Source organism: Roseburia sp. MSJ-14 (assembly GCF_018918225.1).
Lineage (GTDB): Bacteria > Bacillota > Clostridia > Lachnospirales > Lachnospiraceae > Petralouisia.
In genome coordinates this window covers 47,488-62,691 of sequence record NZ_JAHLQD010000006.1, presented here as the reverse complement: position 1 = coordinate 62,691, position 15,204 = coordinate 47,488, and the positions used below count along the sequence as shown (strand labels likewise).

At 34.6% G+C, this 15,204-nt stretch carries 14 protein-coding genes; 12 read left to right on the top strand and 2 right to left on the bottom strand.

Annotated features, from left to right (window positions below):
- Nucleotides 1-51 precede the first annotated feature (51 nt).
- Both KQI83_RS02290 and KQI83_RS02285 read left to right on the top strand, forming a co-directional pair.
- Nucleotides 52-258, top strand: coding sequence for a hypothetical protein (locus KQI83_RS02290; protein WP_216554431.1), 207 nt, complete (start codon nucleotides 52-54; stop codon nucleotides 256-258).
- A gap of 162 nt (nucleotides 259-420) precedes the next feature.
- The gene (locus KQI83_RS02285) at nucleotides 421-2,442 is read left to right on the top strand and encodes a HelD family protein (protein WP_216554429.1); all 2,022 of its coding nucleotides are present in this window, start codon (nucleotides 421-423) and stop codon (nucleotides 2,440-2,442) included.
- A 104-nt stretch (nucleotides 2,443-2,546) separates the two neighbouring features.
- On the opposite strand, the gene KQI83_RS02280 is transcribed toward KQI83_RS02285, so the two are convergent.
- Nucleotides 2,547-2,759: a hypothetical protein gene (locus KQI83_RS02280; RefSeq protein WP_216554427.1), complete on the bottom strand. Its 213-nt coding sequence runs from the start codon at nucleotides 2,757-2,759 to the stop codon at nucleotides 2,547-2,549.
- Between the two features lie 261 nt (nucleotides 2,760-3,020).
- On the opposite strand from KQI83_RS02280, the gene KQI83_RS02275 reads away from it, so the two are divergent.
- From KQI83_RS02275 to KQI83_RS02265, 3 genes are all read left to right on the top strand, one after another.
- Entirely contained in the window at nucleotides 3,021-4,079 is a 1,059-nt protein-coding gene (locus KQI83_RS02275; protein WP_216554425.1) for a phosphotransferase enzyme family protein, read from the top strand.
- 27 nt (nucleotides 4,080-4,106) lie between these two features.
- Complete coding sequence (locus tag KQI83_RS02270; protein ID WP_216554423.1) at nucleotides 4,107-5,351, top strand: class-III pyridoxal-phosphate-dependent aminotransferase; 1,245 nt, start codon at nucleotides 4,107-4,109, stop codon at nucleotides 5,349-5,351.
- Between the two features lie 95 nt (nucleotides 5,352-5,446).
- Nucleotides 5,447-7,480 carry an amino acid permease gene (locus KQI83_RS02265; protein WP_216554422.1) on the top strand — a complete coding sequence of 678 codons (2,034 nt, stop codon included), beginning with the start codon at nucleotides 5,447-5,449 and terminating at the stop codon, nucleotides 7,478-7,480.
- Nucleotides 7,481-7,624: 144 nt separating this feature from the next.
- On the opposite strand, the gene KQI83_RS02260 is transcribed toward KQI83_RS02265, so the two are convergent.
- Nucleotides 7,625-8,734: a response regulator transcription factor gene (locus KQI83_RS02260; RefSeq protein WP_216554420.1), complete on the bottom strand. Its 1,110-nt coding sequence runs from the start codon at nucleotides 8,732-8,734 to the stop codon at nucleotides 7,625-7,627.
- A gap of 241 nt (nucleotides 8,735-8,975) precedes the next feature.
- Between KQI83_RS02260 and KQI83_RS02255 the strand changes: the two genes are divergently transcribed.
- The 7 genes from KQI83_RS02255 (at nucleotide 8,976) to KQI83_RS02225 (ending at nucleotide 15,148) form a co-directional block, all read left to right on the top strand.
- The gene (locus tag KQI83_RS02255; protein WP_216554419.1) at nucleotides 8,976-9,692 is read left to right on the top strand and encodes an AzlC family ABC transporter permease; all 717 of its coding nucleotides are present in this window, start codon (nucleotides 8,976-8,978) and stop codon (nucleotides 9,690-9,692) included.
- Nucleotides 9,685-9,990, top strand: coding sequence for an AzlD domain-containing protein (locus KQI83_RS02250; RefSeq protein ID WP_216554417.1), 306 nt, complete (start codon nucleotides 9,685-9,687; stop codon nucleotides 9,988-9,990). The genes KQI83_RS02255 and KQI83_RS02250 overlap by 8 nt, the downstream gene beginning before the upstream one ends.
- A 51-nt stretch (nucleotides 9,991-10,041) precedes the next feature.
- Entirely contained in the window at nucleotides 10,042-10,761 is a 720-nt protein-coding gene (gene deoD / locus KQI83_RS02245; protein WP_216554415.1) for a purine-nucleoside phosphorylase, read from the top strand.
- A gap of 159 nt (nucleotides 10,762-10,920) precedes the next feature.
- Complete coding sequence (gene metE, locus KQI83_RS02240) at nucleotides 10,921-13,191, top strand: 5-methyltetrahydropteroyltriglutamate--homocysteine S-methyltransferase (RefSeq protein WP_216554414.1); 2,271 nt, start codon at nucleotides 10,921-10,923, stop codon at nucleotides 13,189-13,191.
- A gap of 76 nt (nucleotides 13,192-13,267) precedes the next feature.
- A complete protein-coding gene (locus tag KQI83_RS02235; protein WP_216554412.1) occupies nucleotides 13,268-13,417 on the top strand; it encodes a FeoB-associated Cys-rich membrane protein in 150 nt (49 codons plus the stop codon).
- A gap of 146 nt (nucleotides 13,418-13,563) precedes the next feature.
- Nucleotides 13,564-14,241 carry a site-2 protease family protein gene (locus KQI83_RS02230; protein WP_216554410.1) on the top strand — a complete coding sequence of 226 codons (678 nt, stop codon included), beginning with the start codon at nucleotides 13,564-13,566 and terminating at the stop codon, nucleotides 14,239-14,241.
- Nucleotides 14,242-14,641: 400 nt separating this feature from the next.
- On the top strand, nucleotides 14,642-15,148 hold the full coding sequence (locus KQI83_RS02225) for an SEC-C metal-binding domain-containing protein (RefSeq protein WP_216554408.1): 507 nt from the start codon (nucleotides 14,642-14,644) through the stop codon (nucleotides 15,146-15,148).
- Nucleotides 15,149-15,204: the final 56 nt, after the last annotated feature.

Below are 15,204 nucleotides of genomic sequence, written 5' to 3'. Positions count from 1 at the left end.
GAAAGATGTTAGGTTAAACTAACCGAACAAATCATAAAGGAGGGAAGGTTGGTGAAACATAAAAATATCTTATCTATCATTTTACTTATCATAGGAGCATTTTTGCCTGAGATAGTGGAACGTATTATGGGTATTTGGCGTTGGGATGGATATCCGGAATATTTTTTTATCATTGTAAAATATGCCTTAAATTGTATCTGCTGGTTAGGATGTATTTTGGGACTGTTCTGGCTGATACAGAAAAAAGAAGATAAATAGAAAATGAAAAACAGGAACACATGTTCTAACATGCGTTCCTGTTTTTGGCTATGACTCTATACAACACTATAACATAATGAAAAATATAAGTCTAGTATTAATTTTAAATTTTTGTTATCCTTACTAAGCAACGAAAAAGAAGCAAGAAGGAGGCAAAAGCATATGAGAGAAGAACAGGAACATTTTAACAGGTGTCGAGAGGTCATACGAGAAAATATAGTTCTTTATGAAGAAAAGGCAGAAAAGGGAAAAAAGGAAACAGAGGAATTATATGCAGCAGTCTCCTCTGGTGATACGGAGCTTTACAATCAGTTGATTGTAAGTCGTGACATGCAAGAACATAACGAGAATATGCTTCGAAAAAATCGAGCTGCATTTCAAAAACCTTATTTTGGAAGAGTTGATTACAAGGAGATAAAAACAGGGCAGGAAGAAAGCTTATATATTGGGAAAAATGGAGTTTCCAAAGATAAAACAAATGTGATAGTAATTGACTGGCGCGCGCCGGTTTCTACATTATACTATGAAAATGAATTGGGAGCTGGAAGCTATGATGTACCGGACATAGGTACAATTCCGGTTGATTTAAAATTAAAGCGCACATTTGATGTAAATGATGGAAAGTTGATAGGGTATTATGACAATGATACCGCAGCTACAGATGAGTTATTGGTAAAATATCTTTCGCAAAATAAAGATGTAGTGTTGGGAGACATTATTTCAACAATACAAAAGGAACAAAATGAGATTATTCGTGAAACCCCATTTGCAAATATCATTGTACAGGGAGTGGCGGGAAGTGGAAAAACTACCGTTGCTATGCATCGTATCTCTTATATTTTGTATAACTATGAAAAACGTTTTACACCAAGTGAGTTTTGCATTATCGGAAGTAATGATATGTTACTGAATTACATTACCAGTGGTTTGCCTGAACTGGATGTTCATCATGTAAAACAGAAAAGAATGGACGTTTTTTTCTGTGAAATACTGGGAAGAGAGTGGAAGAAAAAGTATCAGGTTGTAGAAACTAAGGAGGCATTTAAAAGTAAATTAAACTTTGTAAAGGAGTTGGAAAAATATTTAGCAGATATGCGAGAAAAGTTATTGCCTTGTACACCGGTAAGAGATGAAAAACTTGGTGTAATTCTTTCAAAAGAAAGTATTGCTACTACCTTGCAAGAAAATAAAAATGTATCGGTACATCAGATTTGTAAGTTATTAAATGAGCGAATTAAGAATCGTATTCGTTTTTTAGTGCCAGAGGATAGGCATGAGTATTGCAAGGAAAAAATAAAGGAATATCGTGGCTATTATAAGTTAGAAAATGCGCAGAAGAATATTTTAAACATATACCAGAGTTTTATATTAGAATATGGAAAAAAACACGCGGTTGATACCGATGAGTGGCTGGAAAGAAGTAAAAAAGGAAAATTTGATGTTTATGACGTGGCATCACTTGCATTGATTCAAAAACGAATTTCCGAAAAAGAGGTGCAGGATCAGTTTGGACAGATTATAGTGGATGAGGCGCAGGATTTTGGTTCTATGGTTTATTATGTATTGAGTAGAATATTAGTGGGATGCTATTTTACCATTATGGGAGATGTATCGCAGAACATTAATTATGAAACCGGTATGAATGATTGGGAAGATTTGCAAAAAGAGATTTTTGAGCCACAGCGACTAAGATTTCATATTTTAGCAAAGAGTTATCGAAATACCATAGAGATTTCAGAGTATGCAGGAAAGATATTAGAGAGGGCTTCTTTTGGAAAATATAAGATTCAGCCAGTGATTCGACATGGAAAAGAAGTAGCATTTTGTAAGACAGAGAAACCAGAGCAAAAAACAGCTACAATAATTGAAGAAATACAAAAACGCGGATACGATACAACGGCAGTCATTTGCCGAAATGAAAAAGAGGCAGAAGAGGTACGGCAACAACTGAAGCCATTATTAGGAGTAGAGGGGGAGAAAGAAGAATTTAAAAAGGGTGTTATGGTATTGCCAATTCAGCTTACCAAGGGGTTGGAATTTGATGCAGTAATTTTATGGAATCCGGATGAAAGGGCTTATGAGGAAAACGAAGGAGATGCCAAATTATTGTATGTGGCAGTGACACGAGCATTGCATGAATTGCATATTGTATACAAGAGTAATCTATCCAAACTATTTCAATAGAAACAACATATAAAAGTATAAGTAAGATAAAATTGTCTCAGAAAAAAGCTAGCACAGAAAGGATATGAAGGTGTTATCTCCTATCTTTCCGTGCCAGCTTTTTCTTAAGAATTTTTCTTTTCATTTTTTTCTTTTCTTGACTTCTGCATCAAGGTGAAGAGCCATAAGATTACCGGTAATGCGATACTAAGCACAAGTGCTGCCATAAATACGGTGAAAAATGCTTTTCCTAAAACAGCCAGAACTAATGTGCAAAGGTAAAGTGCAACCAGTAAAATAATGCCAATAATAGCAAGAATTTGTTTTGATTTTTTCATATTATATACCTCTTTAAGAATTTTCTTAATAATATAGTAATGGGTTCATAGAAATTTGGCAAGAGGAATAGTGTGAGTAAAGAATAAAATCTAAAGATTTTGCACTACATCCTAAAGATTTTTACTTGAAGGGCATAGAAATATCAGTATAATAAATTACATAAAGTGCAACGGAGCATGATGGAAATAATTCATGTTCCGTTGCACTTTTTTCTGCAGAAAAGTAAATAGAATAGATGAAAATTATATGAGGTGATTTATATGGTGAATTTATATGAACTTCGAGAAGGGAAAAAATTTTCTGCTTTGACAACAGATGAGAAAATTATATACTTTACAGAAGTAGCTAGAAAAGCATTACCATATTGGGGATATGCAGAAGAAACAGAACTTAAACTTTTGAATTATACAGAAAATGCAACTTTTGAAATAAAGCCAGCAGAAACGGAACATTTTATTATGCGTGTACATAGGGCATTGTATACAACGGAGAACAGCATCAAGAGTGAGTTTGCATGGTTAGAAAGTTTAAGGAAGGACAAAATTCATGTACCGCAACCGATTATAAACAAAAACGGTGAGTATGTTGTGAAAATCCAAATGCCAGAATATGAAGATTTCCGATATGTGGATTGTACAAAGTTTGAGCAGGGAGATGCACCTTTACAAATTCCCAAACTAGAATTATTCAAAGAGTTGGGAGAAATTATCGGAAAAGTGCATAACAACTCAGAGCATTTTAAAAAACCGGAATATTATAATCGGATTGTGTGGAATGCAAATACTACATTTAGTAGAAAAAATAATTATCATTATGAATATTATAAAGAAAATTCAGCATTTAACAAAGAGGATTTGAAGATTCTCGATGAAGGAGAAAAGAAAATTTGCCAAAAGTTAGAGACATATGGACAGTCATCGCAAAACTATGGTTTGATTCATAGCGACTTTCGTTTTTCAAATATTTTATTAGATAAAGAAAAATTTACAGTGTTAGATTTTGATGATTGTGGAGAAGGCTGGTATATGTATGACTTAGGTTCGGTACTTGCATTTAACGAAGACAGGGATGATGCTAAGCAAATTATGGATATGGTATTTGAGGGATATAGTAAAGTAAGAACATTAAGACAGCAAGATTTAGATATGTTTGAAACTTTTCAGTTATTGAGGCGATATGGAATGATTTGTGTAGGAATGTTTTTTGAGAAATCGGTAGTGTTAGGTGCAGGGGAAAATGCAGATATGACAAATGCATATTGGAACAATTATTATAAGTCAGTAGTAGAAGCAACAAAGAAATACTTAAGTGTAGTATAAAGAAAAAATTTTAGGAGGATAGTTTATATGGAAACAAGTGAAATTTATGAAGAGGCAAAGCAGGTATGGAATCCAACAAAACCAGAGTACTGGGAAAATTTAGGTATAAATATTGTTTTGGATAAAAGAGCGGGATATGAGTTTTGGACAAAAGATGGAAAAAGAGTAATTAATATGCACTTAAATGGCGGCGTATACAATTTAGGACACCGTAATAAGGAAATAATACAAGCATTGATTGAAGGAACAGAAAAATATGATGCAGGAAATCATTATTTTCCAAGTGAAGTAAAAAATGAATTGTGTAAGCGTTTACTTGCTACCGCACCAAAGTATATGAAATATGTATACATGAATAATGGAGGAGGAGAATCTATTGATTCCGCAATTAAATTTGCAAGGTATGCAACAAAAAGAACTCGTGTAATTTCAATGCTGGAAGATTTTCATGGAGCAACAGGATTTGCTTTTATGTCAGGCAGTGATTTATGGACAGATTATTTCTATACTCCAGTCAGAGAAGAAGATTTTACAAGGATTCACAGAAATGATTTAGAGACCTTGGAAACAATTTTGAAGAAGGAAGATACAGCATGTGTACTGATGGAAATCATTACGGCAGGAACCGGATTTCAAATGCCGGATAAGGAGTATATTCAAAAGGCAGTAGAACTGTGTCATAAGTATGGGGCAGTATTTATTGATGATGAAGTACAGGTGGGATTAATGCGGACAGGAAAAATGTGGTGTTGTGAATCCTATGAAATTGAACCGGATATGATTGTAACTGGCAAGGGATTATCTGGGGGAATTTATCCGATGTCAGCGGTTATTATGAATGAAAAAGCATCGGCATGGATGCAGGAAGATGGTTCAACACATTTATCATCCTTCAGTGCGTGTGAATTGGGATGTGTTGTGGCAAATAAGGCAGTGGAAATTACAACAAGAACATCTACTGGTGAAAATGTGAGAAAGCTTGAAAAATTATATCATGATGGATTAACAGAACTTCAACAAAAACATAATTCTTTTATGCCTGAATTTTATCAAATTGGTGTAATTATGGGACTACAAACATCAGAACCAGAAGGAGCAGTAACCTTGATGCAAGAACTTTATAAGAGAGGGGTATGGGCAATTCGTTCTGGGTGGAATCATTCAGCTTTACAATTTAAGGCAGGACTTTTGATGGATGAGAAGCTGGCACAGGAAACATTAAATATTTTGGATGATGCGCTAACAGCTTGTAAGAAAATTTACAACAAATAGTAATAAAGTATGAAAAAGGTATAGACAATGGTGTCTTGTATAGGAGGCAGGAACCATTGTCTATTTTTAATATAAGGATACGAGGTGATGGTTTTATGAATACAAAAAAAATCGGTGTATTTACGGGATTAGCAACAGCGGTAGGTGTAGCATTAGGAAGTACAGCTTTTGTTTCTTTAGGAAAAGGTGCGGGATATGGTGGTCAGTGGTTTGTATATGCAATTATGTTAGTTGGGATAGTTTATTTATGTTTTGCATTATCTGCCTGTGAGCTGAATGATATTTTGCCAAGTTGTAAAGGAAATGCGGGAAGATTACTTGCCAGAGCATTTGGACCAAGTATATCAATTGTACTTAATATTATGACATATTTTATTATATCAGTTGTTGCAGGTTCTGCTGAAACTATTTTTGTTTCCAGAGTCATTAGTAAGACAATGTTAAAAGGAGTTCCATATCAGGTTATTGCAGTTGGACTTTTGGTAATAGTACTTGCAATCAATCTGGTAGGTGTTGACATGTTTGCTAAAGTTCAGAATTTCGTTTTTGTTTTTTTAGTTATAACATTGTTTTTATTAGCAATTGTAGGAAGTTTTGGTTTATCAACGAATGTCTCTATGGTAACGGATAATGTTCCGTCTTTAAGTGGAGTTTCAGGAGTTTTAGAATTATCTTCATGGGCTTATTATTTATTCCTTGCAATTGATATGGTTTTACCATTAGCATGCACGATGAAAAATCCAAAAAAAAATATTCGTATTTCGTTAATTGGCGGTATTTTAATGTTAATGGTATTATATTCATTGCTTTCTTATGGTCTATATCGCTATTTACCATTGGAAATTTTGTCAGTAGACAGTATGCCGAATGTCACATTCGGTAAAGCATTGTTTGGAAAATTTGGATATTATTGGATGATTGTTGCAGTTATTTTTGCGGCAGTTAGTACAGAAAATTCACTTGTACTTGCTCCTTCTGTTGATTTACAAGGATGTGCCAATAGTGGACTGTTTCCTAAAGTTATGGGAAAGACAAATAGATTTGGCTCTGCATATCCATGGATTATTATGATTAGTATATGTCAGATAGTAATTTGTAGTTGTTTTGGTAATATGGACTTGGATTTATTGATTATGGTTGCATGCGGATTTTATATAGCTGTGTTTATTTTATTTCATGTAGCAACTATTAAATTTAGAATTATTTATCCAAATGCTAATAGAAATAAAAAATATATATTATTTAATATTCCGCAAATAATAGGCATTATAAGCTTGTTATATATTGAATATACAGTATTTAAGGATTTAAAAGTGTTGCTGGTTGATATTATTGTGGGATGTATTGTGTTAATATATGCGATGATTTGGTGCAAATATGGATTAAAAAAAGAACCGTTTAAGGCCTCTATGGAATATGAAATTGAAGAAGTGGGAAAAGAAACAGAAAAAGAAGTTTCAGAGAAGAAAAATGTGTCTGCGTTTGTGCATAAGAAAAAGGTAGGAACGGAAGGGCATATTATTACAATTAGCAGGGAATTTGGTTCTTTGGGGCGACCGATAGCTGAAAAAGTAGCAGAGAAGTTAAATTATCAGTTATATGATCCACAGTTAATTGAAATGGCAGCATCTAAATTAAATAAAGATGTAGAGGATTTGCTTGCCTATGATGATCAAAAAGTTATTAAGCTTAATATTTATGGATCAAAATATTGTGGAATGGCATATCCGCTTGGCTTTGGCGATTACATAAAGCAGAGAAAACTTTTTGAAATTCAAAGTGAGATTATAAAAGATATTGCAACAAAGGAAAATGCTGTAATTGTCGGAAGAGCGGCTGATTATGTATTAACAAAAGCGGGAAAAAAGGATATATTGCGAATTCATATTACAGGTTCTTATGAGCATCGATATCAAAATAGTATTAAAGAATTAGAGTTGAGTGAGGTGGAGGCGAAAGAACATATTCGTATTATTGATAAGGCACGAGAAGAGTTTTATAAACAGATTACTGGTGAAAGTTTTGAATCTACAACATTTCGTGATGTGGTGATTAATACAGACTTGTTATCAATGGATTATATTGTAGACATGATTTGTGATATGGCACAATTTAAGTTTGACAAATAACTATATAAGATAAGAACATATGTTTTTGCTATATGAAGCTATTACTTAGAAAGTCTGTTGCTAAAGTAATAGCTTCATTATTTTTTTATGAATAGTAATCAAAATGTAGGGTAGATACTATGAAAAATTTGCAAAGTATGTTTTTTATGATTGAATTGGTTTCCAACGATGCAGATATAAATTAATGGATGTATCATTTTCTATATTTTCTAAATAGGAAATTCGTGTTTGATATTCACTAGGAGAAATTCCAACATACATACGGAAAACTCTGCTGAAGTATCCGGTTGAACTATATCCTAAAAGTAAAGCAACCTCGCTAATTTGCATTTTAGGAGAGTGCAATAGTATTTTTGCACGTTCTAATTTTACATCTGTAACGAAATCTTGAAATCCGATACCTAAAGTTTCTTTAAAAATATGTGACAAGTAAGTAGGATTTAATCCGATTTGCTTAGCAACAATTTCTAATGAAAGTTTTTCATCTACATGTAATATGATATATTTACCGGCAGTATAGGTAATAGGATCATCATCAATTAAATTATATTTTTTGAAAATCCAACATAATTCTGAAAAATATAGATAGAGTTCATGTTCAATTTCATTTTGAGATTTTGTTTCAAATCCAGTATTACGAATATAGTTTCCTTTATATAAAAATTTTTCTATCCATGGCTTTTTTGAAATCATGAGCCGGTAAGTTTCATGTTTTAATTGTTCAATGGCAAGTTGAAATTCTAAGACATTATTATTTTGTTCACTATAAATTTGTTGCGTGATATTATGAATGAAGGGATAGACATCATCACCCCCATTAAAAATATACTCAATCATAGCGTGAAGTTTAGTTTTTAAAATATCATGTATATAAGGCATTGTATGAACAGTCTCAATGTTTTGAATAGAGTTTTTTAAAGTACTGCTATCCAAAGGTAATAATATGTAGTCCTTTACATTAGATAGGAAAGCCTTTCTTATATTCTCATAGTCGTTGTTGTAACTTAACATAATAATTGCAATATCAGGAAAATATTCGTGAATGTGTTGTATCATCTCATAGCAGAGCGTATGTGAAAAATAATCAGTTACAAGTATAATGTGAATATGGTGCTTTTCTAAAAAGGTATCAGTCATTCCGGTTTCATCTGGTGCATAAAAGACAATGTTAGAAAATGGGTCATTAAATATATCTAGTTTTTTTAGTTGTTGAAGTATGGTACCTTTTAAATCATATACAGTAATATTTGCCATAAAATAATGCTCCGTAATTTATAAAATTGTTTAGACATATAGTGATTACTTATATTAAATGAATGGATATATGTAATCGTTGTAGTTCTTTAAATAATTATAATATCATAGATGGATTAGAAAAGATAGAATTAAGGTTAAGAATTATAAGTATTTAAAATTGGTATACATCAAGTTCTTTACAGAATAAAGGAAAATATAGTAAAATATACGGATAATACAAAGGCTAAGGGTGAATAAAATGAATGAATTTAAACAGGGCATAAAAGATGGCGGTGCCATAGGCATTGGCTATTTTTCTGTGTCCTTTACATTTGGAATTGCGGCAGTAGCAAGTGGACTTGACTGGTGGCAGGCACTGGTGGTATCGGTAATGAATGTGACCTCTGCGGGGCAGTTTGCAGGAATTACGATTATGTCAGCGGCTGGTTCTTACATAGAAATGGCAATTTCACAGTTTATTATCAATTTAAGATATGCATTGATGAGTATTTCACTATCTCAAAAGGTAACAAAGGAGTTTCATACACCGAAGAAAATGTTGCTTGGATTTTGTGTTACCGATGAAATATTCGCAGTATCTATGAGTAGAGAAGGGGAAGTCAGCAGTAAATATTTTGCAGGACTGATTGTTTTACCTATTTTAGGGTGGCATTTAGGAACTGTGTCAGGAGCCATTCTGGGAGATGTTTTACCAAATAATATTGTTTCTGCATTGGGACTTGCTATTTACGGAATGTTTATTGCAATTGTTGTACCGGTTACTAAGAAGAACAGAAACGTACTTTTGATAGTACTTTTGGCAGTTGTATTAAGTTTTTGTTTGTACTATTTACCGGGCTTAAATCAGATTTCCGGTGGATTTGCCATTATTATCTGCGCAGTAATAGCGTCTGCAATCGGAGCATGGCTATTTCCGGTAAAGGAAGAAGCAGAGGAGGAAGAGACACATGAATAACTTTTGGATTTATATGCTTGTTATGTTTGGTGTCACCTATCTGATTCGTGTACTGCCATTCGTGATTTTTCAAAAAAAGATAGAAAATAAATTCGTACGTTCTTTCCTTGCGTATATACCTTATACAGTACTGGGAGCGATGACCTTCCCGGCAGTTTTTTATGCAACAGGATCTGTTCTTACGGCAAGTGCAGGAGTGATTGTTGCATTAGTTCTGGCTTATCGGGGGAAAGGACTTTTTGAAGTGGCAATATTCGCCAGTTTAACAGCATTTCTGGTAGAGCTTTTGCCCTTTTAAAAATATGGAAAAAGTGGTAAACTAAAAGAAAACGAGAGAAGGAGATAGATTATGACAAATACACCAACACCACATATAGAAGCAAAAGAAGGGGATTTTGCAAAAACAGTTTTAATGCCGGGGGACCCATTACGCGCTAAATTTATAGCAGAGACTTATTTAGAAAATGTAAAATGTGTCAATCAGGTACGAGGTATGTTGGCATTTACCGGAACATATAAAGGAAAAGAAATTTCTGTTATGGGTTCGGGAATGGGAATGCCATCCATTGGAATTTATTCCTATGAATTATTCAATTTTTATGGAGTGGACAACATTATTCGTATCGGTTCTGCCGGTGCAATTCAGGATGATATTAAGCTCATGGATGTGGTAATCGGTATGGGCGCATCTATGGTGTCCGATTATGTGGCGCAGTTCGGTTGTCCGGGACATTTAGCACCATTGGCAGATTATCATTTGTTAAGTACCGCGGTAGAAAGTGCAAAAGACCTTGGAACAGAAGTAAAGGTTGGAAATATTTTATCCGAAGATGCATTTTACAATGACAGACCAAACAGCAAGGATGCATTCAAGAAAATGGGCGTATTGGCAGTAGAAATGGAAAGCGGTGCCTTGTACTTAAATGCAGCAAGAGCAGGAAAACATGCCCTTTGCATTTTAACCATTTCTGATCACATTTATCGTCCGGAAGAGTTGACTTCCGAGGAACGTCAGTTAGGATTTGGAAAAATGATAGAAATCGCATTGGAAACAGCAATTAGAGCTTAGCGGTTAGATGAATTTTGAAAAAATAAAATAACTACGATAGGAAAACTCCTATTTGGTATAACTTAAAACTATATCAAATAGGAGTTTTTAGGTATTATACAGAACGAAAGAGTATCGTTATAATGAGAGACATAATAACGGAGCAATAAGGAGGAGAAAATGAATACAACTATCGTAGGATATCCGAGAATCGGAAAAATGAGAGAATTAAAATTTGTCATAGAAAAATACTGGCGAGGAGAAGTAACAGAAGCAGAATTAAAAGAAACAGCAAAAACACTGAGAAGTGAAAAGTTAAAAAAACAAAAGCAGGCAGGAATTACCATAAGTCCGGTGAATGATTTTTCTTATTATGACGGAATGTTAGACTTGGCAGTTATGTTAAATGCAGTGCCGGAAAGATACCGCAAACTGAATCTGTCACCATTAGATACCTATTTTGCAATGGCAAGAGGATATCAGGGAGAACATGGTGATGTAAAGGCATTTGCCATGAAAAAGTGGTTCAATACCAACTATCACTATATGGTACCGGAATTAGAAAATGGAATGGAATTGAAGCTTCAGGCAGACAAACTGTTTGCAGAATACGAAGAAGCAAAAGCATTAGGTGTTTGCCCGAGACCGGTAACTATCGGAGCATATACATTCTTAAAATTGGCAGTTGCAGAAAATGGTGTAGCAAAGGAAAGCTATGTAGAACCGGTAAAAAAGGCATTTCAGGAATTATTACAGGAATGTGAGAAACGTGGGGTAGAGTGGATTCAGATTGATGAACCGGCATTAGTATTAGACATGGACAGTGCAGATAAAAAATTATTCTGTGATTTGTACCAGGATATTCTTTCTGCAAAGGGAAGTGTAAAGGTTCTGTTGCAGACATATTTTGGGGACGTGCGTGATTGTTATCAGGAGATTTCCAAACTGGCATTTGATGGATTGGGACTGGACTTTGTAGAAGGAAAATATACCGAAAAATTGATTCGGGAAAATGGATTTCCAGCGGATAAGTACTTGTATGCAGGTATTGTAAATGGTAAGAACATTTGGAAATGTGACTATGACAAAAAACTGAAGCTGATAGAGAAATTAAAGAAGACAAATGACAAGTTGGTACTTACTACTTCCTGTTCTTTGCTTCATGTACCTTATACTACAAAGAGTGAGAAGAAACTGTCTCAGGATATTTTGAAGTATTTTGCATACGCAGAAGAAAAGTTAGAAGAAATTCATGAACTGGCAGAGCTTTCCGAAAAGGATTACACAAAAGAAGAAGCATATCAGAAAAATGTATCAGTTATTCAGTCAGAACGTGGTATGAAAGATGAAGAGGTGTGTCAGAAAGTAGCAGCACTTACGGAAAAAGATTTTGTAAGAAATGTGCCAAGGGTAGAACGTCAGAAATTACAGAGAGAAAGAATGGGGCTTCCGTTATTACCAACAACAACAATCGGTTCATTTCCACAGACAAAGGAAGTAAAGGCAAACAGAAGTCGTTTCCGTAAGGGTGAAATTACGAAAGAGCAATATGATGAGAAGGTATTTGCATTTATTAAGGAATGCGTGGAGGAGCAAGAAAAACTTGATATCGATGTTTTAGTACATGGGGAATATGAGCGTAACGACATGGTAGAGTTTTTCGGAGAAAATTTTGGAGGATATGTTTTCACAGAGCATGCATGGGTACAGTCTTATGGAACCAGATGTGTAAAACCACCGGTTATTTTCGGAGATGTTAAGAGAATTGAGCCAATTACTGTAAAATATTCCCAATATGCAGCATCTTTGACAAATCGTCCAATGAAGGGAATGCTTACCGGACCTGTAACTATTTTGAACTGGTCTTTCCCGAGAGAAGATGTATCTCACAAAGAAATGGCATTTCAAATCGGTCTTGCAATTCGTCAGGAAGTATTAGACTTAGAAGCAGCAGGAATTTCCGTGATTCAGATAGACGAAGCGGCATTAAGAGAAAAACTTCCACTTCGAAAAGCAGAATGGCACAGTGATTATCTGGATTGGGCATTAGAAGCATTCCGCTTATGCCATAGCGGTGTAAAACCGGAAACACAGATTCATACCCATATGTGTTATAGTGAATTTGATGATATTATTAAAGATATTGATGCAATGGATGCAGACGTAATTACCTTTGAAGCATCTCGTTCCAAACTGGAAATCTTAGATGCACTGAAAGAAGTAGGATTTGAAACAGAATCAGGTCCTGGTGTTTACGACATCCATTCACCACGAGTTCCATCCGTAGAGGAAATCGTAGGAGCTATAAGAAAAATGTTAGAAAAAATTCCAAAGGAAAAGTTATGGGTAAACCCGGACTGTGGACTGAAAACCAGAGGAATTCCAGAAACAGAAGCAAGTTTGGAAAATATGGTAGCTGCGGCAAAAATTGTCAGAGAAGAATTGAAGTAGGTATTGACAAACACAAAAAGTTAGCATATACTAACCATGATAAATGATATACATTCTCAAATAGGAGGGATGTAACATGGGTACAGTTATCGTTGGTGCAGTAGTTGTAGCAGTTTGTGCATTGGCAGTTTATTCTTTACATAAGGATAAAAAGAACGGAAAGTCCTGTAGCGGATGCGGTGGAAACTGTTCCGGGTGCCATAGCGGATGCCATACAGAACAATAATAGAGAAAACGGAAATGCCTTGAAGGTCTTGTATCTTCAAGGCATTTTAAGTTTTGAAAATAAAGTTTATAAAAATTTAACTTGTTACTTTTTCAGGGGACGCTTATAATTAACTATAAAATCAACGAGAAAAAGGACTGAGAAAAATGTTAAGTTACTATATGCATCAATTAAGGGTAATGTTATATGTGGCACCGGTAATTCTAATTGCCATTTCATTTCACGAATTTGCACATGGATATGTGTCCTATAAAATGGGAGATCCCACACCAAAACAAGACGGAAGATTAACCTTAAATCCATTCAAACATTTGGATTTGGCAGGAACCTTGTGCCTGCTGTTTTTTCATATGGGTTGGGCAAAGCCGGTGCGCATCAATACTGCATGTTATAAGAATAAAAAGCGGGGAACCATTTTGGTGTCGTTAGCAGGTCCGGCAATGAATTTCCTGTTAGCATTTCTTTCGCTTCTTATATATGGAATATTGTTAAAATATGGAAATGGATATTCAAAAATTGTTTATACAGGAGTATTGCTTGCCTATTATTCTGCGGTAATTAACGTAGGTCTCGGTGTGTTTAATCTAATTCCATGGCCACCGTTAGACGGTTCTAATGTATTGGGAGAACTGATTCCAAAGGTAAATCAATATTTCCGTCAGATACGGCGTTACAGCAACTTGATTTTAATTGTATTGTTAGTAAGTGGAGCATTGACACGTCCTTTAAGCTATGCGAACAGCGTGATTTTAAATGAAATGTGGAAACTGGTAAAAATGATTTTGCAATTGGGTGTGGCAGGAACCACAGGCGGATTTGTATAAAAGTGAAAAAACTTGTATAAAAAGAAAAAAGCAGGTGATACTATAATTATCCGAGGGACGAAGCCCCCACTTGTTCCTCGGAGAAAGCGAAATGCTTTGAACCAAAGATAAGGTTAAATACTTATCCTCCCCTTTTAAAACCCCTCGGAGGCAACGTGCGGTTGCTTTCGGGGGATTTTTTATGTAATAGGAAATTGCGTCCTATTACATAAAAAACGCTCCGCTAAGGAATCATAGAAAACGCCGTACCATATTAATGTGTGAAAGTATGATTCCCTAGTAATAATATTAATAGTAAGAAAAAGTAAAAATGTTTTGAAAAATCAGTAGAAATGCGTTATACTATTAGAGCATATTTCAATGCATGTAAATTATATCGAAACAAAGGATGGTATTTATTATGGCATTATTAGATCAGTGGAGAAGTGTTGCATATAATCAGGAGACTGACCGTGCACAGCTTCAGAAGTTCTGGCAGGATTATTTTATGCTGGAAAAGGGCGTATATGAAAAGTTACTGGAGAATCCAGATGAGAAGGTGGAAGGTACTGTAAAAGAATTGGCAGAGAAGTACGGATTAACCGTTATGGAAATGACCGGATTCTTAGACGGCATTAATGACAGCTTGATAAAAGAAAATCCAATCGAAGAGATGGAAGAGGATACAAAGGTAAGCCTTGCTTTTGATAAGGAAAAGCTTTACAAGAACATGGTAGATGCAAAGGCAGACTGGTTATATGAGCTTCCACAGTGGAACAAGATTTTTGATGAAGAGACCAGACATAAACTGTATATTGAACAGAAGAAGTCCGGCACCGTTGTAAAAGAAGCAAAGGTATATCCAAATGATCCATGTCCATGTGGCAGCGGTAAGAAATATAAGAAATGTTGTGGAAGAAATAAGTAATCATTCCGCAACAAAACAATGCATAAATAATTTTAAAATTTCCATACTAAGAAAGT